This is a genomic window from Mesorhizobium sp., from assembly GCF_017306585.1.
Classification (GTDB): Bacteria; Pseudomonadota; Alphaproteobacteria; order Rhizobiales; family Rhizobiaceae; genus Mesorhizobium.
The window spans coordinates 1-23,118 of the sequence record NZ_JAFKIC010000219.1; the positions used below are offsets into that span (position 1 = coordinate 1).

General features: G+C 64.7%; 22 protein-coding genes. 10 read left to right on the forward strand and 12 right to left on the reverse strand.

Annotation, left to right across the window (positions count from 1 at the left end; genetic code table 11):
* Positions 1 to 154: 154 nt before the first annotated feature.
* The gene (locus J0I79_RS26850; RefSeq protein ID WP_292866610.1) at positions 155 to 304 is read left to right on the forward strand and encodes a DUF3096 domain-containing protein; all 150 of its coding nucleotides are present in this window, start codon (positions 155 to 157) and stop codon (positions 302 to 304) included.
* Positions 305 to 309: 5 nt separating this feature from the next.
* Here J0I79_RS26850 and J0I79_RS26855 read toward each other — a convergent pair whose 3' ends face one another.
* Entirely contained in the window at positions 310 to 975 is a 666-nt protein-coding gene (locus J0I79_RS26855; RefSeq protein WP_292866570.1) for an alpha/beta hydrolase, read from the reverse strand.
* Between the two features lie 412 nt (positions 976 to 1,387).
* On the opposite strand from J0I79_RS26855, the gene J0I79_RS26860 reads away from it, so the two are divergent.
* The 5 genes from J0I79_RS26860 to J0I79_RS26880 all read left to right on the forward strand — a co-directional run bounded on the left by J0I79_RS26860 (position 1,388) and on the right by J0I79_RS26880 (position 5,399).
* Complete coding sequence (locus J0I79_RS26860) at positions 1,388 to 1,612, forward strand: aa3-type cytochrome c oxidase subunit IV (protein ID WP_292866572.1); 225 nt, start codon at positions 1,388 to 1,390, stop codon at positions 1,610 to 1,612.
* 86 nt (positions 1,613 to 1,698) lie between these two features.
* The gene (locus J0I79_RS26865) at positions 1,699 to 2,973 is read left to right on the forward strand and encodes a Re/Si-specific NAD(P)(+) transhydrogenase subunit alpha (protein WP_292866574.1); all 1,275 of its coding nucleotides are present in this window, start codon (positions 1,699 to 1,701) and stop codon (positions 2,971 to 2,973) included.
* Positions 2,970 to 3,398, forward strand: coding sequence for a proton-translocating transhydrogenase family protein (locus J0I79_RS26870; protein WP_171026131.1), 429 nt, complete (start codon positions 2,970 to 2,972; stop codon positions 3,396 to 3,398). Before J0I79_RS26865 ends, J0I79_RS26870 begins: the two co-directional genes overlap by 4 nt.
* Before the next feature lie 51 nt (positions 3,399 to 3,449).
* Positions 3,450 to 3,998, forward strand: a complete 549-nt coding sequence (locus J0I79_RS26875) for a hypothetical protein (protein WP_292866578.1) — start codon at positions 3,450 to 3,452, stop codon at positions 3,996 to 3,998.
* 3 nt (positions 3,999 to 4,001) lie between these two features.
* A complete protein-coding gene (locus J0I79_RS26880; protein ID WP_292866580.1) occupies positions 4,002 to 5,399 on the forward strand; it encodes an NAD(P)(+) transhydrogenase (Re/Si-specific) subunit beta in 1,398 nt (465 codons plus the stop codon).
* Here J0I79_RS26880 and J0I79_RS26885 read toward each other — a convergent pair.
* On the reverse strand, positions 5,393 to 5,536 hold the full coding sequence (locus J0I79_RS26885) for a hypothetical protein (protein ID WP_292866582.1): 144 nt from the start codon (positions 5,534 to 5,536) through the stop codon (positions 5,393 to 5,395). The two genes, J0I79_RS26880 and J0I79_RS26885, sit on opposite strands and share 7 nt — an antisense overlap.
* A 42-nt stretch (positions 5,537 to 5,578) precedes the next feature.
* On the opposite strand from J0I79_RS26885, the gene J0I79_RS26890 reads away from it, so the two are divergent.
* On the forward strand, positions 5,579 to 6,286 hold the full coding sequence (locus J0I79_RS26890) for an aminoglycoside phosphotransferase family protein (RefSeq protein ID WP_292866584.1): 708 nt from the start codon (positions 5,579 to 5,581) through the stop codon (positions 6,284 to 6,286).
* 147 nt (positions 6,287 to 6,433) lie between these two features.
* Here the strand turns inward: J0I79_RS26890 and J0I79_RS26895 are convergent, their stop codons facing one another.
* On the reverse strand, positions 6,434 to 7,351 hold the full coding sequence (locus J0I79_RS26895) for a hypothetical protein (RefSeq protein WP_292866586.1): 918 nt from the start codon (positions 7,349 to 7,351) through the stop codon (positions 6,434 to 6,436).
* A 399-nt stretch (positions 7,352 to 7,750) separates the two neighbouring features.
* On the opposite strand from J0I79_RS26895, the gene J0I79_RS26900 reads away from it, so the two are divergent.
* Positions 7,751 to 8,812: a dienelactone hydrolase gene (locus J0I79_RS26900; protein ID WP_292866588.1), complete on the forward strand. Its 1,062-nt coding sequence runs from the start codon at positions 7,751 to 7,753 to the stop codon at positions 8,810 to 8,812.
* Here the strand turns inward: J0I79_RS26900 and gyrB are convergent.
* From gyrB to J0I79_RS26915, 3 genes are all read right to left on the reverse strand, one after another.
* Positions 8,809 to 11,280, reverse strand: coding sequence for a DNA topoisomerase (ATP-hydrolyzing) subunit B (gene gyrB / locus J0I79_RS26905; RefSeq protein WP_292866590.1), 2,472 nt, complete (start codon positions 11,278 to 11,280; stop codon positions 8,809 to 8,811). The genes J0I79_RS26900 and gyrB overlap by 4 nt on opposite strands.
* Before the next feature lie 144 nt (positions 11,281 to 11,424).
* The gene (locus J0I79_RS26910) at positions 11,425 to 14,055 is read right to left on the reverse strand and encodes a caspase family protein (protein ID WP_292866592.1); all 2,631 of its coding nucleotides are present in this window, start codon (positions 14,053 to 14,055) and stop codon (positions 11,425 to 11,427) included.
* A gap of 90 nt (positions 14,056 to 14,145) precedes the next feature.
* Positions 14,146 to 14,715, reverse strand: a complete 570-nt coding sequence (locus J0I79_RS26915) for an NADPH-dependent FMN reductase (RefSeq protein WP_292866594.1) — start codon at positions 14,713 to 14,715, stop codon at positions 14,146 to 14,148.
* A 210-nt stretch (positions 14,716 to 14,925) separates the two neighbouring features.
* Between J0I79_RS26915 and J0I79_RS26920 the strand changes: the two genes are divergently transcribed.
* Positions 14,926 to 16,296 (forward strand): cytochrome P450, encoded by a 1,371-nt coding sequence (locus J0I79_RS26920; protein WP_292866596.1) that lies wholly within the window; start codon positions 14,926 to 14,928, stop codon positions 16,294 to 16,296.
* A gap of 21 nt (positions 16,297 to 16,317) precedes the next feature.
* On the opposite strand, the gene J0I79_RS26925 is transcribed toward J0I79_RS26920, so the two are convergent.
* The 3 genes from J0I79_RS26925 to J0I79_RS26935 all read right to left on the reverse strand — a co-directional run bounded on the left by J0I79_RS26925 (position 16,318) and on the right by J0I79_RS26935 (position 19,261).
* Positions 16,318 to 17,295 (reverse strand): complex I NDUFA9 subunit family protein, encoded by a 978-nt coding sequence (locus J0I79_RS26925; protein ID WP_292866598.1) that lies wholly within the window; start codon positions 17,293 to 17,295, stop codon positions 16,318 to 16,320.
* 168 nt (positions 17,296 to 17,463) lie between these two features.
* Positions 17,464 to 17,916, reverse strand: coding sequence for a DoxX family protein (locus tag J0I79_RS26930; RefSeq protein ID WP_292866600.1), 453 nt, complete (start codon positions 17,914 to 17,916; stop codon positions 17,464 to 17,466).
* Positions 17,917 to 18,304: 388 nt separating this feature from the next.
* A complete protein-coding gene (locus J0I79_RS26935; protein ID WP_292866602.1) occupies positions 18,305 to 19,261 on the reverse strand; it encodes a GlxA family transcriptional regulator in 957 nt (318 codons plus the stop codon).
* An 86-nt stretch (positions 19,262 to 19,347) separates the two neighbouring features.
* On the opposite strand from J0I79_RS26935, the gene J0I79_RS26940 reads away from it, so the two are divergent.
* On the forward strand, positions 19,348 to 20,493 hold the full coding sequence (locus J0I79_RS26940; RefSeq protein WP_292866604.1) for a DJ-1/PfpI family protein: 1,146 nt from the start codon (positions 19,348 to 19,350) through the stop codon (positions 20,491 to 20,493).
* A gap of 51 nt (positions 20,494 to 20,544) precedes the next feature.
* On the opposite strand, the gene J0I79_RS26945 is transcribed toward J0I79_RS26940, so the two are convergent.
* The 3 genes from J0I79_RS26945 to J0I79_RS26955 form a co-directional block, all read right to left on the reverse strand.
* Positions 20,545 to 21,546, reverse strand: coding sequence for an Ldh family oxidoreductase (locus J0I79_RS26945; protein WP_292866612.1), 1,002 nt, complete (start codon positions 21,544 to 21,546; stop codon positions 20,545 to 20,547).
* Positions 21,547 to 21,690: 144 nt separating this feature from the next.
* Entirely contained in the window at positions 21,691 to 22,500 is an 810-nt protein-coding gene (locus J0I79_RS26950) for an ABC transporter permease (protein ID WP_292866606.1), read from the reverse strand.
* Between the two features lie 2 nt (positions 22,501 to 22,502).
* The coding region (locus tag J0I79_RS26955) for an ABC transporter permease (RefSeq protein ID WP_292866608.1) at positions 22,503 to 23,118 on the reverse strand (616 nt) is incomplete at its 5' end.

Genomic DNA, 23,118 nt, shown 5'->3' on the forward strand with positions numbered 1-23,118 from the left:
GCGCGGCCTGCGGGCCGCTTGCCTCACGCCGTTGGTTATCCTGAGATCCCCACTCGGCTCATCGCCTTCCGATGGAGCTTTCCGGGCCTGGCCGCGTTGTCGGTGGCGGCGTCGACGCAAGTCGACGGTCATCGCTTCCGGAAAGGACAACCCCATGCATATTTCCCAGCTCACCCTCACGCCGCTCATCTCGCTGATAGCGGGCGTGCTGATCCTTATCATGCCACGGCTGCTGAACTACATCGTGGCGCTCTATCTGATCGTCGTCGGGTTGCTCGGTTTGTTCCCCCACCTCGCAAGCTGAAGCCCTCAGCCCTCGAAGAAGCGCAGCGCCGCCGCCACGATGGCTTCCGGCGCGTCTTCCTGCATGAGATGGCCGGAGCCGGGGATGAGCGTCAGGGCGCAACCCGGCAGTATGGCCGCCAGCCTGTGGCCGCTCTCCGGCGGGATCCAGCGGTCCTCTTCTCCCCACAACAAGGCCACGGGGCAGCGCAGGCCGGCGTAGAGCGGTTCGACCTCGTCGGTGAAACGCTGATCCATCTGGGCGATCTGCCTGTAGAAAGCCGGCTGGCCGACCGGCCCCATCCACGGGGCGATGTAGGGCTCCAGTTCGGTGTCCGACAGGGGCTTGAACGCGGCGCCCGAAACATAGGCCCTCAGGATCGCCGCCTGAATATAGTCCGGCACTCCGGCGAAGGCTGCTTCGTGCTGCCGGACATGCTGGACGAAAGGTGAGCCCCAGGGCCGCACCGCCACCGGATCGATCAGCAGCAGCCTGTCATAGTCGCGGCCGTCGATGAGGTGGGCGCGCAGGGCGGTGGCGCCGCCGAAATCATGGGCGATGACCTTCGGCCGGTCGAGCTTCCAGAAGGCCAGCATGGCCGCCAGCGCGCCGTTCTGGATGCCGAGCGAAACGTCCTGGCCTTCGCGCTTGCCGGATCGCCCATAGCCGGGAAGGTCGTAGAAATACAGCATATGGTCGCGTGCCAGTTCGGGAACGACCCGGTGCCAGACATGCGAGGAGAAGGGCGTGCATGCACGAGCACGATCGGAGGTCCGGAGCCGGCGGTTCCCCACGCGATGGGCGTCCCGTTCCAGTCAAATGTCCGTGTGGGCGTTGTCATGGTTTCACTACCCGGCAGTTCCTTCCAGTGACGATAATCCCCGGCGGCGCCATCCTGAATCGCCAAATTCTCACAGCAGGGTTCAATGCTGTTTACCCATCCCGCTGACGGCCGATGAGGACAGGATCTCGCAGGCAAGTGACCGGCCGTCGGTTTCAAGTTTCCCTTGAGGCAGTTGTCGGCTGCGATGCGGCAATAGCGCCATTGCTCTCGGCCCGGCTTTTCGCTATGTGCCTGAAAGATGTCTTCGAAGGGGTATTCCTATGGCTGATCACACGCCGACCGGTCCTGTAGAGCTGGGCGCGAAGATGGACTATGCCGAACACGACCGCACCTATGCCGGCTTTCTGGCGTTGGCCAAATACGGCTCGCTGTTTTGCGGCGCGCTGCTTATAGCGATGGCTTTCGGTTTCTTCGCGGGCGGCTTCTTCTCGGCGACCATCCTGTTCATCCTGATACTCGCCCTCGGCGCCTTCATTCTGCGATAGACCTTCCAGAACCCTCTTGCGGTGACGTTGCCGGGCATGCCGGCCGACAGTTCGCGCAAACAGGTTCCAGCCGAAAGGATCATGCGGTGGGACAGACGGTTTTCATCCCTCGTGAGCTAGACGCGAACGAGCCGCGCGTGGCGGCCTCTCCCGATACTGTGAAGCGTCTGGCCGGGCTTGGTTTCGATGTCGTCGTCGAAGCCGGTGCCGGCACAAGGTCGCGCATCCCAGACGAGGAATTCGCCAAGGCGGGTGCTGCCATCGGCAAGGCATCTGATGCCGCCAGGGCCGATGTGGTGCTCAAGGTCCGCCGGCCGACCGATGCCGAGCTCAAGAATTACAAAGCCGGCGCCGCGGTCATCGCCATCATGGACCCCTACGGCAACGATGCCGCAGTCGCAGCCCTGGCCAAGGCCGGCGTCACGGCCTTCTCGATGGAGTTCATGCCGCGCATCACCCGGGCGCAGTCGATGGACGTGCTGTCCTCGCAGGCCAATCTTGCCGGTTATCAGGCAGTGATCGACGGCGCCTCTGAATATGACCGCGCGTTGCCGATGATGATGACGGCGGCGGGCACGGTGCCGGCGGCGAAGGTCTTCATCATGGGCGTCGGCGTGGCCGGCCTGCAGGCGATCGCCACCGCGCGCCGCCTTGGCGCGGTCGTCACCGCCACCGATGTTCGCCCCGCCGCCAAGGAACAGGTCGCCTCGCTCGGCGCAAAGTTCCTGGCCGTCGAGGACGAGGAATTCAAGGCGGCCGAGACCGCCGGCGGCTATGCCAAGGAAATGTCCAAGGAATACCAGGCCAAGCAGGCGGCGCTGACATCAGAGCATATCGCCAAGCAGGACATCGTCATCACCACGGCGCTGATCCCGGGCCGCCCGGCGCCGAAGCTGGTCTCGGCGGCCATGGTCGCCTCGATGAAGCCGGGCTCGGTTCTCGTCGACCTCGCCGTCGAGCGCGGCGGCAATGTCGAGGGCGCCGAAGCCGGCAAGGTGGTGACCACGGCCAACGGCGTCAAGATCGTCGGCCACCTCAACGTGCCGGGCCGCGTCGCGGCGTCGGCGTCGCTGCTTTATGCGAAAAACCTGTTCGCCTTCCTCGAGACGCTGGTCGACAAGACGACCAAGACGCTCGCCATCAAGCGCGACGACGAACTGGTCAAGGCGACCATGCTGACCGACGGCGGCAAGGTGGTTCATCCGGCCTTCGCCAAGGCCGACCAGCAGCCTCATGTCGAGCCGGCCGCAATCCCGGCCACCACCATGGTTGCCGATGCCTCGGCGGCGCCGAAGAAGGCCGCGCCCAGGAAAACTGCCGCATCCAAGTCGCCCTCGTCCAAGCCGAAAGGGACCGCGTGATGGATCAGACCCTGCAGAAAGCCCTCGACCAGCTTGACCAGGCAAGTGCCGCCGTCCGGCTGGCGGTCCAGAACCTGGCGAATGCCCCGGGTGGCGCCGACGCGGCCGGCAACGCCGCGCACGCGCTTTCGGGCGGGGCGATCGATCCCTTCGTCTTCCGCTTCGCCATTTTCGTGCTGGCGATTTTCGTCGGCTACTATGTCGTCTGGTCGGTGACGCCAGCGCTGCATACGCCGCTCATGGCGGTCACGAACGCCATTTCATCAGTCATTGTCGTCGGCGCACTGCTTGCGGTCGGCATCGCGGCCTCCGGCGTCGCCGCCGGCTTCGGTTTCGTCGCGCTGATGCTGGTCTCGGTCAACATCTTCGGCGGCTTCCTCGTCACCCAGCGCATGCTGGCCATGTACAAGAAGAAGGACAAGTGACGTCCACTTCCGATCGGAGGACGTTCTCGGCTTTATAGGGGAGGGAGTGCATTGTTCAGGACGCTGCTTGCTCTCTTGCTTGCCGCCTTTCTCGTGGCTGGTCCCGCCTGGGCTCGCCCGCCCAAGGATGATGAAAAGCAGGCGCTGATTGCCAAGGTCGAGGAGTTCAAGACCGCGTTCGGGGCCAATGATATGGGCCATGTCTTCGGCATGATGCCGCCGCGCGTGCTCGACTATGTCGCGACCGCCAGTGGCGCTTCAGTCGGAGAGCTCCAGAAACAGATGCAGGCTGCCTGGGCCGATGTCCTGAAGACGGTGACGGTGGAATCTTTCACGATGGACGCGGATGGCGCGCAGTATCGCGAATTGGAAGACGGCACGCCCTTCGCGCTGCTTCCCACAGAGACGATCATGAGCATCGACAAGGACGGCCACAAGCAACGGGTGGCCGCCCGCAGTCAGACGCTGGGCCTGCTGGATGGGAGCCAATGGTACCTGGTTCGCATCGATGAGCCTAAACAGTTGACTGTAATAAGAAAAGTCTATCCCGAGTTCGAGAATGTCGAACTCCCCAAGGGTACAATGGAGGCATTGAACTAAGCCATGACGGTCAATCTCGCTTCCTTCCTGTACCTGGTTTCCGGCATCCTGTTCATCCTGGCTCTGCGCGGCCTGTCGCACCCGACCACCAGCCGCCAGGGCAATCTCTACGGCATGATCGGCATGGGCATCGCCATCGCCACCACGCTGGCGCTGGCAACCCCTTCGGCCGGGCGTTTCGGCCTGATCGTGCTCGGCCTTGCCATCGGCGGCGGCGTCGGCGCCGTCACCGCGCGCCGCATCGCCATGACGTCGATGCCGCAGCTGGTCGCCGCCTTCCACTCGCTGGTCGGCCTCGCGGCCGTTATGGTGGCGGCAGCCGCCATATACGCTCCGGAAAGCTTCGGCATCGGCACGACCGGTGACATCCATGCCCAGGCGCTGGTCGAAATGAGCCTGGGTGTCGCCATCGGCGCCATAACCTTCACCGGTTCGGTCATTGCCTTCCTGAAACTCGACGGCCGCATGTCCGGCAAGCCGATCATGATCGGCGGTCGTCATTTCATCAACGCGGCCCTTGGTATCGCGCTGGTCGTGCTCATCGTGCTGCTCGTCACCACCGAAGCCAAGCTCGTCTTCTGGCTGATCGTCGCCGCCTCACTGGTGCTCGGCGTGCTTCTGATCATCCCGATCGGTGGCGCCGACATGCCGGTCGTCGTCTCGATGCTGAATTCCTATTCCGGCTGGGCCGCCGCCGCGCTCGGCTTCACGCTGGGCAATCTGGCGCTGATCATCACCGGCGCATTGGTCGGCTCGTCCGGTGCGATCCTGTCCTACATCATGTGCAAGGGCATGAACCGGAGCTTCATCTCGGTCATCCTCGGCGGTTTCGGCGGCGAGACCGCCGCGGCCGCCGATGACGGCATCGAGCGCACCGTCAAGCAGGGCTCGGCCGACGACGCCGCCTATCTGATGATGAACGCGCAGAAGGTCATCATCGTGCCCGGCTACGGCATGGCGGTCGCCCAGGCGCAGCACGCGCTGCGCGAAATGGCCGACAAGCTCAAGGCCAACGGCGTCGACGTCAAATACGCCATCCATCCGGTCGCCGGCCGCATGCCCGGCCACATGAACGTCCTTCTGGCGGAAGCGAATGTCCCTTACGACGAAGTGTTCGAGCTCGAGGACATCAACTCCGAATTCGCGCAGGCCGATGTCGCCTACGTCATCGGCGCAAACGACGTCACCAACCCGTCCGCCCGCGACGACAAGTCGTCGCCGATCTACGGCATGCCGATCCTCGATGTCGACAAGGCGCGCACCTGCCTGTTCGTCAAGCGCTCGCTCGGCTCCGGCTATGCCGGCATCGACAACACGCTGTTCTACAAGGACGGCACCATGATGCTGCTCGGCGACGCCAAGAAGATGACCGAGGAAATCGTCAAGGCGATGGATCACTGACCCGCGAGCCCTTGCCCCTCGATGTGCCGGCGGAATGCCGGCGCGCGATCATCGCAGTCTATCCTCATCTTGCCGGCGCGGCATTCGCGGTCGCCGGCCGCGGCTGGCATAGCCTCGCCGTCGAGGACGGTCGCCATATCTTCAAGTTCCCGCAAGGGGAAGAGGCCGAGACGGCGCTGTTGCGCGAAGCGCGGCTGCTGGCCGCCCTGCGGCCGTTCGTTACGGCGCCGGTGCCGGATATGACGATCCATTCCGGCCCGCCGCTGTTTTCCATGCATGGCAAACTGCCCGGCCGGACGCTGGAGCCGGCAGACTACGCGAAGCTGGACGACACGGCCCGGGCGCGGTTGGCGGACGATCTCGCCCGGTTCTTCACCGAACTTCATGCCATCGATCCGTCCGTCATGCTGGCGGCAGGCGCCGAGCCGGTCGGCTGGTGGGACACGCAGAAGGACACGCTCGCGCCGATCTGGCCGCTCCTGCCGACGGAACTGCATGGAGAAGTCGAAGCGGCAATCAAGGCCTATCATGAACTCGGCCCCGATCCGCTCGGCGAGGTCTACGGCTTCTTCGACGCGCACGGCTGGAACATGGCGTTCGACCACGACCGGTCGCAACTCAACGGAATTTTCGACTTCGCCGATTCCGGCTTCGGCCCGCCGCATCGCGAATTCGTGCAGGTATCGCTCATCGATCCCGATCTCGCACTGCGCAGCATGCGCGCATACGCGGCGCGCAGCGGCAAAATGCTCGATCGGCGACGGGTATTCCTCCTTGCCGCCGCCATGAGACTCTCCGAGCTCGCGGGCGCCATCGAGACGGGCGAGGACGTGCCGATGATCCGGGATCTGGCGGTCGCCTGGCTACGGCAGCGCGCGATCCGGTAGTTCTGCTGCTCTTATAAGCCAAGATGACGGAAGGAATTGTCGAGGTCATGGATCATTGATCCCGCGGTTGCGCAGTCTCTGAATTGCAAAGAGCCCGGCTTAGAAAGCCGGGCTCTTTTTTCATTGTCGGAACAATGCTGGCTGGGATCAGCGCGTGGTGATGAAGACAGCCTCATCCTCGTCGCGCTGCCTGCCGCCGAGCGCTGCCGCCGCACTGGCAATGAAGGCGCCGACGACCAGCGACAATGCTCCCAGCAATGCGAAGGTGGCGCTGGCCTTCCTGGCCGTATCAGCCGCCTGCTTGGCCTTGACCTTGGCATCCTCGGCCTTGGCCAGGATCGCATCGACACGCGTCTTGGCGTCGGCTTCCGAAAGGCCTGTGCGAGCCGCGACCAGCTGCGCCAGATAGGTCTTGTCTTCGGCCGAGACCTCGCCGGCTGCCGCGCCGGCAATCAGGATGCGTGAGGCCTGGGATGCCGCCGCCGCGTCGTTCTGCGCGTTGGCGTTCGCCAGCTTGCTCGCATCCGCTGGACGGAAGAGCGAATCCACCAGATAGGAAGTCGCATTGTCGGTCGACACCGAGTCGGCATTCGAGGAGGCACCGGCGGATGCGCCGAGCGCAACGCCCGATACGACTGTCGATGCGGCCTGAACCCCGGACCCCAGCATGGATGTCAGCGCCGAGCCCAGAACGCCGACAACCAGCAAGGTCGCGAGCGCCCAGGCCAGGAAGCCATGCGCGGTGTCGCGGAAGAAGACTTCGTCGTTATGGACGTCGACCCATTTGGTACGCAGCCGCCCGGCTAGGTAGCCGCCGACACCCGACGACAGCCATTGGACGACGACCAGCCAAACTGCGGTCGATACGGCGAAGGTAGTGATCGACGCTCCTGACCCCGACCACGGCGAAATCATGCTCAAGCCCAAGCCCGAACCCAGCAGCATCAGGATAAAGCTCAGTGTGGAGGCGGCGAAGGCGCCGGCAATAATCGGGCCCCAGCTTATAGCCGAGGCGGACGATTCCGTCGAAACGGGACCATCGACAGTCGACAGGGTGGACTGCATGGCAGCCTCCTATCGTGCGAAAAGCATGATGAGAATGATGATCGGGATCGGAACCCCAAGCAACCAGAGCAAGATGCCGCGTCCCATGAATGCCTCCTGAGAAATCGTGATCGATGGTGTCACAATGTCCCGCGGCAGCTTCCGTTCCGGCGAACCGTGAAATGATTTTGTCTGCCGGCTATGGAACAATTTCGCGCGTCGCCGCGCGTCGATGCCGCAACGGTAATGTCGTTGTGATTTGACCCGCAGGTCGAGCCGGGCAAGAGCGAAAACGGACTCTCGCTTGCCTCGCGCCCATCGAGCCCCTCGGTGGCATCGCAACGCCATCCTCTTTCTGGTTCGGGAAGACAAATGCCCCTGAAGAGATTCCTCGCCGCGCGAAGCGCAATGGGCCGGTGGATGAGGGCCTCCGTCCGACATCCGGGTGCGATTGTTTTCGTCGCCCTGCTTTCATGCGTGCTCATCTGCGGCCCCTCGGCCGTTAGAGCCGGTGCGCCGGCTGGTTCGGCCACGGGGGACGCCGCGCCGCTGCCTTCCGTCGGCTTCGAAGTCGTTCATGTCACCAATGGCAGCGAACCCGCGTTGCTCGCCGGTATCTGGTACCCCACGTCAGGCGAACCGCGCGATGTACCGCTGGAAGGTATCAGCCAGCGCGTCGCGCCTTCAGGACCGCTGCAAGGCAGCGCGCTACCGCTTGTCGTCATCTCGCATGGCGGCGGCGGATCCTACGCCCGCCACTATGATACCGCGCTCGCGCTGGCGAGGGCCGGCTTCATCGTTGCGGCGGTCAGCCACGCCGGCGACACCTATGACGACCAGAGCAAGGTGCTGATGCCGTGGCGCCGGCCCGCCCAACTGAGCCGGCTCATCGATTTCATGCTGAAGGATTGGCGCGGGCACGCCGACATCGATCCGCAGCGCATCGGCGCCTTCGGGTTCTCGAACGGTGGCTTCACCGTGCTTGTCGAGGCAGGGGGAATACCCGACCTCGGCAGGATCGATCCGTATTGCGCGGCAAATCACAAGCACGACCTCTGCACCGCGCTGGCGAATGCCGGCGTTCACTCGGTCGCGGACGTGGTGCATCCACCACGGGACGCCTGGAAGGCGGATCCGCGAATCCGCGCCATCGCGGCCGCCGCGCCGGCATTCGGCTTCGCCTTCGACAAGGCCGGCCTTGCTTCGGTGCGAATACCGGTTCTGTTGTGGCGCGCCGCCGCCGACCGGCATCAACCCGATCCCTGGTATGAGGAGCACATACGCTCGATGCTGCCTCAACCGCCGGACTACCGTGTCGAGCCTCTGGCCGGCCACTATGCCTTCCTGCCGCCATGCAGCGCCAGGCGGCTCGCCGCCGCCCCCGATATCTGCACCGACGCGCCCGGCTTTGACCGGGCCGCGTTCCACCAGCGCCTGAATGCCGCGCTGGCGGCCTTCTTCAAGGCGTCGCTGCAACCTTAAATGTCGAGATTGGCCACCGACAGCGCGTTGTCCTGGATGAATTCGCGCCTTGGCTCCACCTCGTCGCCCATCAACCTTGAGAACAGGCTGTCGGCGTCGGTCGCGTCGCTGACCTTGACCTGCAGCAGCGAGCGCACATTCGGGTCCAGCGTGGTCTCCCACAGCTGTTCGGCATTCATCTCGCCGAGACCCTTGTAGCGCTGCATGGTCAGGCCCTTGCGGCCGGTAGCGAAGACCGCGTTGAGCAAGGCGATCGGTCCCGAAATGGTCTCGGAAACATCCTTGCGGCGCAGCACGGGCGGCGTCGCATAGACGTCGCTCAGCCGTTGCGCATAGCGGTCGAGCTGGCGCGCATCGGCCGAGTTGATCAGCCCGAGGTCGAGCTGGGCAAACTCCTTGACGCTGCGCACCGTGCGCTCGAACACATAGCCGCCGCTGCCGTCGTTCGAGGTCGACATGCGGCCGGTCCAGCCGCGCTCCGTGTCCTCGGCGATCAGGTCGAGCCGCGCTGCGATGCGTTCGGCCATGGCGTTGGCCCGGCCAAGGTCGGCGACGACATCGGCGTTGAGCCCGCCGGCAATGGCCGCCTGTTCGACGACGCCCCTGTTGTAGCGCGTGTGCAGGCCGTTGATCAGCTGGCGCACGGCGAGCGCGTCGTCGATGGCGCTGCGCAGGTCCTGGCCGGCGCGCACTTCGCCCGAACCAAGCGCGAGTGACGCCTCCTCGAGTCCGGAGCCGATGAGGAATTCCTCGAACGCGCTCTCGTTCTTGATGTATTGCGAGCTCTTGCCGCGCGTCACCTTGTAGAGCGGCGGCTGGGCGATATAGAGGTGCCCGCGCTCGATCAGTTCCGGCATCTGGCGGAAGAAGAAGGTCAGCAGCAAGGTCCTGATATGGGCGCCATCGACGTCGGCGTCGGTCATCAGGATGATCTTGTGGTAGCGCAGCTTGTCGGCGTTGAACTCGTCCTTGCCGATCGAGGTGCCGAGCGCGGTGATCAGCGTGCCGATCATGTCGGACGAAAGCATGCGGTCGAAGCGGGCGCGCTCGACATTCAGGATCTTGCCGCGCAGCGGCAGGATGGCCTGATTCTGGCGCGAGCGCCCCCCCTTGGCCGAGCCGCCGGCGGAATCACCCTCGACGATGAAGATTTCGGATTTCGCCGGATCACGTTCCTGGCAGTCGGCGAGCTTGCCGGGCAGGGATGTGACGCCGAGCGAGGTCTTGCGGGTGATGTCGCGCGCCTTGCGCGCGGCTTCGCGCGCGGCGGCTGCCTGGATCACCTTCTCGACCACCACCTTGCCTTCGGTGGGGTGCTCTTCCAGCCACGTGCCGAGCGCCTCGTTGACCAGCCCCTCGACCACCGGACGGACCTCCGAGGAAACCAGCTTGTCCTTGGTCTGCGAGGAGAATTTCGGATCGGGAACCTTGACCGACAGCACGGCGGTCAGCCCTTCGCGGCAATCGTCGCCGGTCAGCGCGACTTTTTCCTTCTTGGTCAGGCCCGAGGAATCGCCATAACCGGTGATCTGACGCGTCAGCGCGCCACGGAAACCGGCCAGATGGGTGCCGCCGTCGCGCTGCGGGATGTTGTTGGTGAAGGCCAGCACGTTCTCGTGGTAGCTGTCGTTCCACCACATCGCCACTTCGACGGTGATGCCGTCGCGTTCGGCGCGGATGGCGATCGGCTTCTCGATGAGGGGTTTCTTGACGCGATCGAGATATTTGACGAACTCTTCCAGGCCGCCGTCATAGTGCAATTCATGTTTCACGACATCGGCGTGACGGGCGTCGGTCAGAACGATGCGCACCCCGGAATTGAGGAAGGCGAGTTCGCGCAGCCGGTGTTCCAGCGTGCCGAAGTCGAACTCGACCATGGTGAAGGTCTCGGCCGACGGGAAGAAGGTGATCTCGCTGCCGCTGCGTCCTTCATTGGTGCCCGGCTGCTTGTCCTGCTCATAGCTGCCGGTCACTTTGAGGGGCGCGTCGGCATCGCCATGGGTGAAGCTCATTTCGAAGATCTGGCCGTTGCGACGTATCTTCAGCCTCAGCCAGGCAGACAGCGCGTTGACGACCGAAACGCCGACGCCGTGCAGGCCGCCGGAAACCTTGTAGGAATTCTGGTCGAATTTACCGCCGGCATGCAGCTGCGTCATGATCACTTCGGCCGCCGAAATGCCCTCGCTGGGGTGGATATCGGTCGGAATGCCGCGTCCGTTGTCGATCACGGTGACCGAACCATCGGGGTTGAGCGTCACCGAAACGAGGTCGGCATGCCCTGCCAGCGCCTCGTCGATGGCGTTGTCGACCACCTCATAGACCATGTGATGAAGGCCCGAACCGTCGTCGGTGTCGCCGATATACATGCCGGGCCGCTTGCGGACAGCGTCCAACCCCTTCAAAACCTTGATGGAATCGGCGCCGTATTCGGCTGGCCCGCCGTTGGTGTTCTCGGTCTGGTCGCTCATGAAAACCTGTTGTCTAGATGCCGCTTTTAAAGCGCGAAAAATCCGCCCCGAATCGCGCGTCTTATAAAGCGTAGATATAGGCGCTAAAGGCGGTTTTTCCAAGGTTTGCGGGCATTTCCGGGCCAAATCCCGAGCGGCAGCCGGCTATTTTTTTCGAGCGCCGAATTTGGCGATAAGGTCGCGCAAATATTTGATCGTGGATTTGTCCCTCGGCGCCAGCCGGCCCGTGCGGTCGAGCTCCAGCGTCAGGGTCAGCGCCTTGTTCAGCACGGCCTTCGGATCCTTGGCCACATAGGCATAGTTGATGTAGGCCTGCACCAGATCGAATTGCCAGATCGCATTGTTCGGATCGGACTGGGCCAGCCGCTGGCGGATGGCGAGGCTGGCCTCGAAGGCCTGCTTGGAGCCCTCGAAGTGGCGCTGCTTGGTCTCCAGCATGCCGATTTCCGACAGCGTGATCGACAGGTCGCGTTGCCAGTCGGAGTTGGCGGGGTCGAGCCTGGCCAGCCGATCGGCGATGGCTAGACTGTCCTGATAGGTGCGCAGCGCGCCGCCGACATCGCCCTGGACGTCGAGCACACCAGCGACCTTCTCCAGACACACCGACAGGTCGCGCTGCCACTCGGTATTGCCGGGGTCGGTCGCGGCAAGCTCGCGCGCCACGGACAGCGCCTGCCGGTAGGAATCGAGCGCCGCCGGCCAGTTCTCCTGGTCGCCGAGCGCATTGCCTGTTTTGCTGTAGCTGATCGACAGGTCGCGCTGCAAATCCGTGTTCTTCGGGTCGCGGCGCGCCATCTCTTCGGCGATCGCCTGGCTCTTCGCGTAGGCCGCGAGCGCGCCGGCGGCGTCGCCGCGCTCGCGCTTGAGATCGCCGATCCTCTCCAGGCTGACAGAGACGGCGCGCTGGCGCTCGGGATCGCCGGGTGCGTTCTCGGCCAGCGCCAGCCGGATTCTCAGGCTCTCCTCGAAGGCCGTCTGGGCGTCGTCCAGATGGCCGGCGCTTCGGCCAAGGTCGCCGATTTCATCGTAGGTAATGGTCAGGTCGCGCAGCAGAGAGGCGCTGCTCGGCTCGGCCTCCGCCAATTGCTGCTTGATCGACAGGCTTTGCTGATAGGCCTTGGCCGCCGCGCCGACATCGCCTTGCTTCGCCAGCACGCTGCCGATCTTGTCATTGGCCATGGCGAGATCGCCGAGCCAGCCTTTCTTGTCCGGCATGCTTGCGGTCAGGTCCTGCAGCATGTCCCTGGCCGCCTCGTAATGTTCCAGGGAGGTTGGCAGGTCGCCCTGCGCCATCTCTATGTTGGCGAGTTTGATATGGCTGATGGCGAGATCGCGCTTGACGCTCGGGTCGGTCTCCTGATGCGATCGCTGCTCGAGATTAGCCAAAAGGGCGGTAAAGGCGCGGCCGGCGGCTTCGACATTGCCCACGGTCGTATAGAGGATACCAAGTTCCTCCAGCGTGCGGCTCTGGCGGTCGGCCTGTTCGAGGTTGAGCGGGGTCTGCCCGGCCTCGCCATAAAGCGCCAGCACCGATTCATAGTCGCTGATGGCGGTGGCATAGTCGAGATCGGCGCGCGCCGCACCGCCGGAGAGGAAGCGCGTCGCGGCCTCGGACAGGGTCCGGCTGACGAAATTGGTCTTCAGCGCCTGGCGCGAGGCATTGTCGATGTCGGCGGCCTTGGCGAGGATGGCGCGCGCGCCGTCGAAGGCGCCAAGCGAGAGTTGTTGCTCGGCCTGCCGGCGCAATTCCGTTACCTGCGGATCGTCGGAAGCGAGCGTCTTCATCTCGCCGCGCACCTTGACGAAGGCATCGGCCGCCTCGCGCAGCCGGGCGTTCAGGCTCTCGGCCGAGAGGTGGCTGGTGTCGCTGCTGATCAGCGCGCCATAGAGCGGCGCCAGCGGCATGTCGGCATCGCTGGCGATCTGCTCGACCTCGCCGCGCATCTGCGGCGTCACCTCGGCCATGGCCAGCAGCAGCCGTTCGCGCTCCGGCAGCTGCTCCCTGGCAGTGGAGGCGAAGAACAGTTGCGGCAGGCCGCTCTCGACATAGGGCAACTGCTTGCCGCGGCTGAGGTCGTAGACCTCCTGCTGCACCAAAGTCAGCACGGAGCGGATTTCGAGCCCGTCGGTGCCGAGATATTTGGTCAGCGCCGCCGTGAAGGGCGAATTCTGCCCGCTGCCATCGGCGGCCGTTTCGCCGGGCGCCGCCGAAAAGGCGAACAGGATGTTTTCCGCCCGCCCGATGCGGCCAAGGCCCGGCTTGACCTTGTGGGCGACATCTTTGGCCAGCGAGGCCGCGCCGCGTCCTTCGCCGCCGCCTCCAGAGAACGGATCGCTGCGGCAGGCATCGAGCACGATCAGTCCGACCTTGGCGGTGGCGGTCACCGCATCGCGCACTTCTTCCAGCGGCAGGCTGGTCTTGTCCAGCGCGTCGAGCGAGGAGGCGTCGGCATCAACCGGCAGCAGCCGGTTGCCGCCCGAGATTTCGACGCCGTGGCCGGAGAAATAGACCAGCGCCACATCGGCGCCCCTGGCATCGTCGCGGAAATCGTCGAGCGCGCGGCGCATGCGCCTGAGGTCGCGGTTGGTTTCGAGAACGACCTCGAAACCGAGCTTCTTCAGGGCCGCTTCCATGGCCTCGCCGTCATGGACCGGATTGGCGAGGGGCCGGATCAGCCGGTAGTCATCGTCGGCCATGACCAATGCCACGCGCCGCTCGGCGGCCGCTGTGACGGTGGCTGCGAGCAGCAGCAGCAAGGCAAACAGCAAACGCAAGTCGAACCGCCCCCCGGCTCAGTCGTTTGCCGACAATTCCACCTCTTTATGGCGCGAGCAAGCCGGTTTGCCGACCTGCGATGGGTCTGCTCAGGCCGCCCGCATGGGCTTCAGCGCCTCGCTCCAGCGCGACAGCTCATCCAGCATGGTAGCGGCCCCGCCGGTCACCTGTTCGCTGGCGTTGAAGGCGCCTTTGTCGTCGAGCAGCTTCTGGTACATGGGCAGCGCGACGCCTTCCGGGATCGGCATGATGCCCACCGAAGTCAGCAATGGCTTCAGCGCCTGCGCCGCGCGCAGGCCGCCCGAGACGCCGCCATAGCTGAGGATGGCGGCGGGCTTGTACTTCCATTCGCGGGCCAGATAGTCGATCGCGTTGACGATCGCGGGGGCGGCGAAATAATTGTACTCCGGCGCCACGAAGACAAAGGCGTCCGCGGCATCGATCGCCTTCGACCAGGCCTTGGTGTGGTCGTTCTGGTAGTTGCCGAGCCTCGGATGATGCGGCTCGTCCAGCACCGGCAGATGAAACGCCGCGATATCGGTCAGCACCGGTTCGAATTTCCCGTGGCTCCGCGCGAATGTCTCCAGCCATTCGGCGAAGACCGGGCCGGCGCGGCCGGGCCGCGTGCTGCCGATGACGATGTTCAACTTGTGCTTCAAGGCGGGCTCCTGAGATTAGCGGTATCTGTTGGTGACTGTCACTACGGCAGAGCGCGCCGGCGGACAAGCCGGGACCCTTGATGGGCCTCTCACGATCGGATGAACAGACTGTCCGCCGCCACATCTCCCCGACCGTCGTGGGGCCTGCCGTTCGGTCACATGGACGCCCGCATTGCCAGCCACTACATTGGGGCAATAGCGGAGCATTTCATGGACACTCAGCCCGCCCCCTTCGTTCCCCCGGCGCCGAAGCCGCGCACGTCGCCGCCTTCGACGCTGGAGATGATCCGCATCGTCTACCGCAACCCGCTCGAATTGTGGGGCGAGCCGACCTACAACGAGCCCTGGATTTCCGCCAAGGGCGCCGGCGGACCGCTGGTCATTGCCAACGACCCCGGCCTCATCCGCCATGTGCTGGTCGACAACGCCAAGAATTACAAGATGGCGACGGTGCGCCAGAAGATCCTGCGGCCGATCCTGCGTGATGGCCTGCTGACGGCCGAGGGCGAAGTCTGGAAACGCTCGCGCAAGGCGATGGCGCCTGTCTTCACGCCGCGCCACATCTTCGGCTTCGCGCAGCCGATGCTGAAACGCACCAGGGAGTTCGTCACCCGCTACGAGGCCGGCGGCACGTCCGACATCGCCCACGACATGACGCTGCTGACCTACGACATACTGGCCGAGACGCTGTTCTCCGGCGAGATCGCGGGTGAGCCGGGCAGTTTCGCCAACGAGATCGACCGCCTGTTCGAGACCATGGGCCGGGTCGACCCGCTCGACCTCTTACGCGCGCCGGACTGGCTGCCGCGGCTGACCCGCATCCGTGGCCGCAAGACCATGGCCTATTTCCGCAAGATCGTGACCGACACGGTCAAGATGCGCGAGGAGAAGTTCCGGCGCGATCCCGATGCCGTGCCGCAGGATTTCCTGACGCTGCTGCTGAAGGCCGAAGGTCCCGACGGGCTGACGCGCGCCGAGGTCGAGGACAACATCATCACCTTCATCGGCGCCGGTCACGAGACCACCGCGCGGGCGCTTGGCTGGACGCTTTACTGCCTTGCCGAATCGCCCTGGGAACGTGACCGGGTCGAGCAGGAGATCGACGAGGTGCTGGCGCGCGAGCCAGATCCGACGAAGTGGCTCGACGCCATGCCTTTGACGCGTGCCGCCTTCGACGAGGCGCTCCGGCTCTATCCGCCGGCGCCGTCGATCAACCGCGAACCGATCGTGCCGGAAATGTGGAAGGACCTTTATATCCCCAAGCACGCAGCCGTGCTGGTCATGCCCTGGGTCGTACATCGGCACAGGAAGCTGTGGGACCGGCCCGACGCCTTCATGCCCGAACGCTTCCACCCGGGTAACCGCGAGAAGATCGACCGTTTCCAGTATCTGCCGTTCGGCGCCGGGCCGCGCGTCTGCATCGGCGCCAGTTTCGCCATGCAGGAGGCGATCATCGCGCTTGCCATCCTCCTGTCGCGCTTCCGCTTCGACACATCGGCCGAAACAAAGCCCTGGCCGGTGCAGAAACTGACGACGCAGCCGCAGGGCGGGTTACCGATGCAGATCACCGCCCGCTGTTAAGGGATATACCCTTTCTGGAAATCAAACCGCTGGCTTGCGCTGCTGGAACTGGCCGGCGGCGCGGAAGCGCCAGAGGTAGCTCGGCAGGATCGTCGCGATCGACTGCGGCTGGATGCCAAGCCCCGCGAGGGTCCGGTTGGCCTTGGCCGCCTCGTCCGAAACGATGTTGTGCTCGCGCAGCTGCATCACCTGGTCCTTGGTCAGCAGCGGATTGGGCAATAGGCCGAGGATCGAGGCCTGGATGTTGGCCACCCACCACGGCACTGGCACCAGCAGGCGCTTGCGCTCGATCACGGTAAGCAACTCCTCCATGCACTCCTTGAAGGTGAGCACATTGGGGCCGCCAAGCTCGTAAATCTGGCCGCCCTGGACCTTGCCTTCGACCGAGCGGGCCACTGCTTCGGCGACGTCGCCGACATAGACCGGCTGGAACTTGGTCTGGCCGCCGCCGATCAGCGGCAGCGCCGGCGAATAGCGCGCCATGTTGGCGAAGCGGTTGAAGAAACTGTCTTCGGGGCCGAAATTGATCGAAGGCCGCAGGATAACGGCGTCCGGGATCGTCTCCAGCACGGCCTGCTCGCCAAGCGCCTTGGTGCGGGCATAGTCCGATTCGGAGTCCGCGTCGGCGCCGAGTGCCGAAATGTGGGTGAGACCGGCGCCCACCGAGCGCGCCGCCTCGGCGACAGCGCGAGCGCCGAAGTCGTGCACGGCGGAGAATTTCTGCCGGCCGCTCTCATGCAGGATGGCGACGAGATTGACGACATGGTCGGCGCCCTGCACGGCGCGGTCGATAGACCAGCGCATGCGCACATTGGCCTGCACCGGCTGGATCTGGCCGACATTGCCGAGCGGCTGCAGATGGCCGGCAAGATCGGGACGGCGGCAGGCGACGCGGATGCGATAGCCGCGCTTGGCCAGCGCGCGCACCACATGGCGGCCGACAAAGCCGGACCCGCCAAAGACGACGATGAGCTTCGGGGTCTGCAGGATTTCGGTCATGGCTGGCTCCGGCGCTCTTTCCAGATGGCTTGGCTGAAGCCGTTTCATAGTCCGTTTTGCGCCAAAGGCAAAGGGCGACGCGTCGTCGCTGCCGCCCTTCTTCGCAGAGCAATTCCAGGAAAAGTGTTAAGCGGTTTTCCGTCCGGAATTGCGTCTAAACAAAGTCAGTCAGAACGCCTTGCCGATACGGGCGTCGACCGACTGCCTGTTGCCGCCGCGAATGACGAAAAACAGCAGCATCGCGGCCCATAGCAGCGACTTTTCGGCACCCGAAAAACCCTGCCCCAGGGTCACCCAGTGGAACCAGACCGTGACCAGCAGAACGAACAGGCCGGCGAAGGCGGCCGGACGCGTCAGCAGGCCGATGGCGATCAGGATGCCGCCGAAGAATTCGGTGCAGGCAAGCAGGGGCGACCAGAATACGCCGGGGTAAAAACCAAGCCCCTCGACCATTTCCACGGCGCCGAGCGGATTGACGATCTTCTGCGAGCCATGGATGGCGAGAAAGCCGCCCGCGACCACGCGCAGGACGGTCTCGCCAGCGTCGTGCAAAGCCGAATAGAGGCGTCCAAGCCCTGGAATGATCAGTTTGCCGCGGGAAGCGTCGGTGGTTACGGACATCGTAGCTCCTATCTCTGTGACGATCCCTCGCAACCGCCCGATGGCGGTGCCCAAGTCAAGTTAACAAAAGTTAACTATCATGGTCAGGTTTTAAGGCGTCGAGCTAGGGAACGCAGAAAACCCCGCCGAAGCGGGGTTTCCCGGGTGCAACTCATGTCGAACCAGGGTCTGACGAGGCGGCCTGACCTGAGACGGTATCAGCATGGCGTGAAGCAAGTACGCCCGCCCCGGCCCTGGACGCATCCGACAGAGGACACCGACCGGGCAAACCCGACCCGGACAGCTGTAGGTGGTGGGGTCGCGTTGAAAGGTTCACGACCGCGCGCAAAAAACCACCGCAGGGTTGTTGGTCCTGGATGCGGCACCGGTTCGAATGCGTTGAACGCGTTCATGAACCATCGCTGCGGGAAACGGCCGCGGCGCGCCTCAGGGCTTGCGGGGGCTGGCCGAAGCTTCTCAGAAACGCCCGGCGCATGCGCCCGGCATCGCCGAAGCCGCTTTCCATGGCGATGCGATCGAGCGGCGCGTGGCCGGTTTCGACCGCGATCCGCGCGGTCTCAAGGCGAAGCCGTTCGACGGCCTTGGCCGGCGTGGTGCCGGTCTCTGCCGCGAAGGCGCGGGCGAAATGCCGCGGGCTCATGGCGACGTGGTCGGCAAGACGTTCCACAGTCAGCGGCTGCGCCAACTCGCTGCGCATCCATTCGATGAGACCGACAAAGCGGCCGGTCTGTCCACCGATTTCGATAAGCGCGGAGAATTGCGACTGGCCTCCGGGCCGCCGTTGGTGAACGACAAGCTGCTGCGCGACGCGGCGCGCCAGGTCTGGCCCGAGATCGTCCTCGATGAGCGCCAGCGCGAGGTCGATGCCGGCCGAAATTCCGGCCGAGGTCCATATCGTGCCGTCCCTGATGAAGATGCGCTCGGCATCGAGTTTCACTGCGGGATAGCGGCGCGCGAAGTCATGCGTGCTCCACCAATGGGTGGTGGCGCGCCTGCCATCGAGAAGCCCTGCCTCGGCCAACAGATACGCACCGGTGCACACGCTTGCCGTTCGCCTTACGGCCGCCCGCTGCAGCCAGGCAACGATCTCCTGGGCCGCCGCCATGGAACGGATGATTTCGCCGCCGGAAATGATTGCCGTGTCGAGCGGCTCATCCGTCGACAGGGGCCGGGCCGTGAGACGCATGCCTGACGAACTCTCGATCTCGCCGCCACCGGGCGCCAATGTTTCGAGCGTGTAGCTTCCGGGACAGAAATTGTCCGCCAGCTCGAAGGCTCCGGCCGGACCGGCCGCATCCAGCAACTGGAAGCCGGGGTGAATGATGATTCCGATCTTCCGGCTCATGTCTGTTTTTGCCCGATATATGTCATTTCAGACAAATCCCGACAAGGCTAGGTTGATGTCAAGCATTTGGTCAAAAGGGCGAAGCCATGAGTTTGCGTATGATTTTGTGGAGTGGTCTGGGCGTCGTGCTGGTCCTCTTCGCGGCGGGCGCCACATGGCTGCTGTCGCTGCCGGCGGCGTCCATGGCCGCCGCTCAACCGGCAATCGAAGCCGGTGAGGCGCAGGTAACGCTCGCGGGGCTGAAGCCGCCGAAGCGCCAGCGCCCTTTGGTTGCGGTCGTCGGCATCAACGAGGGTACGGAAACCACCGACTATCTCATGCCCTACGGCATCTTGCGGCGCTCCGGCGTCGCCGATGTCGTGGCGCTGGCGACGCAGTCCGGACCGATGAAATTGCATCCTGCCTTGCAGATTGAGCCCGATGCGACAACGGCGGCGTTCGACGTCGAGCACCCGGACGGCGCCGACTACGTCATCGTGCCTGCCATGATGCGCGACGACGACGCCGAGGTGCTGGCCTGGATCAGGAGCCAGGCGGCCAAGGGGGCTACCGTGATCGGCATCTGCGCGGGCGCCAAGGTGGTCGGCGCCAGCGGGTTGCTCGACGGCAAGCGAGCGACGACGCATTGGTATTCCGTAGGCGAACTCGGCCAAAAACACCCGACCATTCGTTATGTCGCGGACCGGCGTTTCGTCGTGGACCGGGGTGTCGCGACGACCACCGGGATCACGGCTTCGATGCCGATGATGCTGACCCTGATCGAGGCCATTGCCGGCCGGGACAAGGCCGAAGCCGTCGGCCGTGATCTGGGTCTGGCGCAATGGGATGCGCGGCATGACAGCAGCGCCTTCAAGTTCACGCGCTCGTTCGCGCTGACGGCGATCGGCAACACGCTCGCCTTTCTGGGCCACGAGCAGCTCGGCATCCAGCTGGCGTCGGGCATGGACGAGGTATCGTTGGCTCTGGTTGCCGACACCTGGTCCAGAACCTTTCGCTCCGGTGCGGTCACGTTCGCGGACAGGGAAGGCGCGATCGTCAGCCGCGATGGCCTGCGGATATTGCCCGACAAGATCGTCATGGACTGGCCGGCCAAGCAGCTGGTCCCGGTCATCGCCGACCAGCGGCCGGCGAGGGCGCTTGACCAGGCGCTTCGGGATATCTCGGCTCGCTATGGCGTCCGCACGGCGGACTTCGTCGCGACACAACTCGAATATCCGGCGGGCGCGAGGTGAAGGCACCGTCACAAACACAGGGAACCGGCCGGATGTTCGGCCTCCGCAAATTCAGCCTGAATAGCGCTCGGCGAATTCGGAGATACGCTGAACCACCGCTTTTGGCGCCGTGATGCCGCGCGCCTGGGCCTTCTCGGAGGCTTCGGCCCGGGCGCGGCCCGGCACATGGACGCCGTAACGCCGGCGCAAGCGGTCGAGCTGGTCCTTCATGCGCTTTTCGAAGTCCGGATCGAGCAGCTTGGGTTCGACGGCAAGCACGAACAGGCCGGTTCCCGGGCTGTCCGGACCACCGGTGAACCAGGGTGCGTCGAGCGACCAGTTGGCGCCCGACAGGCCGGCGGCCAGCACCTCGACCATCAGCGCGATGTTGGCGCCGCGCTGGCCGCCAAAGGCGAGCATGGCGCCCTTCATGGCCGCCGCCGGATCGGTCGTCGGATTGCCGCTGGCGTCCAGCGCCCAGCCCTCCGGGATTTTCTTGCCATCCTCGGCGGCCTTGCGGATGTTGACGAAGGCGGTGGCGCTCGACGACTGGTCGATGACCAGCGGCGCGCCGTCGGCGGCGGGTGCTGCGAACGACATCGGGTTGGTGCAATAGACCGGCTTGACCGAGCCCGAGCCGGCGAGAACCGCCGGGCCATTGGTGGCGGCGAACGACACCAGGCCCTGTGCGGCGAGCCTTCGGGTGAAATAGCCGAGCGCGCCGCATGTATAGGCATTCTTCTGCGAGAAAATGGCGACGCCGAACAGTTTCGCGGCCTTGGCGAGGTCTTCGACGGTGCGATCGAACCCGGTATGCGCCAGCCCGCCGCGCGCGTCGGAAAGATAGACGGCCAGTGCCGGCCTCGTGATCACCGGATCGGCATTGCCGTCGATGCGCCCGGCTTCCAGCGCCTCGAGATAGTCGATGAAATGCGTCAGCCCGACGGTCGCCAGCCCTTCGGCCTCGGCCGCGATGATCGAGGCCGTCAGCGACTGTGCCGCCTCCTCATTGGCGCCGGCGCCAAGTGCTGCCATCCGGCATAGTCCTCTTGCCTGGTCGAGACTGAGTTGCATCATGGCTGTCCTGGTGTCGCTGTGGGCTGATTGCATTGGTGGCTCCGTGCCTAGCAGCACATGAGCAGACATTCGTGTTGAAAATCGTCCGCCACTGCAAGAAAAGCGGCGGACACCGCCGCTACTCCTCGCTTGTCTGCGCTCCTACCCGATCTTGACCGGGATGCGTCTCTCGATCCGGCTGAAGCCGAAGACGAGAATGCCTGTGATCACCATGTAGATCAGCGCCAGCAGCAGCAGAGGCTCGTAGGTGAGGTAGGTATCCTGCCGCACTTTCGAGGAAACGGCGAAGATGTCGATGACGCTGATCGTCGCCACCAAGGGTGTGGATTTCAGCTGCAGCACGGTTTCGCCGGTCAACGTCGGCAACGCCCTGTAAAACGCCTGCGGCAGCCAGATGCGCCGGAAGATTTTCCAGCGGCTCATGCCGAAGGCTCGGGCGGCTTCCAACTGGCCCTTCGGCACGCCGGCAAAGGCGCCGCGCATCACCTCGCCTTCATAACCGGCGAAGGACAGCGTCAGCGCCAGCACGCCGTACGGCCAGGCCTGCCTGAGATAGGGCCACATCCAGGATTCGCGGATCCAGGGATATTGCGGGAAGAGCGAACCCAGTCCGTAATAGAGCAACCAGAGCTGAAGCAGCAGCGGCGTGCCGCGGATGATGGTGCAGAAGACTTTGGCCGGCGCCGCGACCCAGAATGAGCCGGCGGCCTGCGCCAGCCCGACCGGCACGGCGATCATGAAGCCTAGCGCGCAGGTGACGGCCAGGATCCACAGGGCGCGCCAGATGCCCATCAGGCCCATTTCCCAATATTGCGGCAGCCAGTCCCAGCGCATGAAGAAGGCGGCGGACAGCACCAGCCCCAGCGCGATCAGGATCAGCACGATGCGATGCGGCTGCAGCCAGAGCGAGGCGCGCGCCGCGGTGTTGATGATGGCTGCCTCGCCCGCCATGACTATGCGTCCTTGATCGAGGGCATGCCGCGCCGTGCCCATTTTTCGGCCCGGCCAAGCAGGAAGTTCGAAACCAGCGTTACCGCCAGATAGAGCACCCCGGCTGCAAGATAGAATATCAGATAGGCCTTGGTGACGCCCGCCGCCTGCCGCGTCGCCAGCGTCAGTTCAAAGAAGCCGACGACGGCCAGCAGGGCCGTGTCCTTGGTGGCGATCAACCACAGATTGGCGAGGCCCGGAATGGCGAAGGGCAGCATTGCCGGTAGCGTAATGCGCCGCAGCATGAGGACCGGGGACATGCCGTAGGCGCGGGCGGCTTCGATCTGACCCTGCGGGATGGCCAGGATCGCGCCGCGGATGACTTCCGTCGAATAGGCGCCCTGGACGAAGCCGAGCACGGCGATGCCGGCCACCAGCCCGCTTATGTCGACACGCTGGTAGCCCATAGCGGTCAGCACCTGGTTTATCAGGTCGGTGCCGGCATAGTAGAGCAGCAGGATCAGCACCAGCTCCGGCACAGCGCGCACCACGGTGGTGTAGACCGCGAATAGGTCGCGCACGACAGGCCCGCCGTAAAGCTTGCCATAGGCGCCGCAGGTTCCGATCAGCAGGCCGACG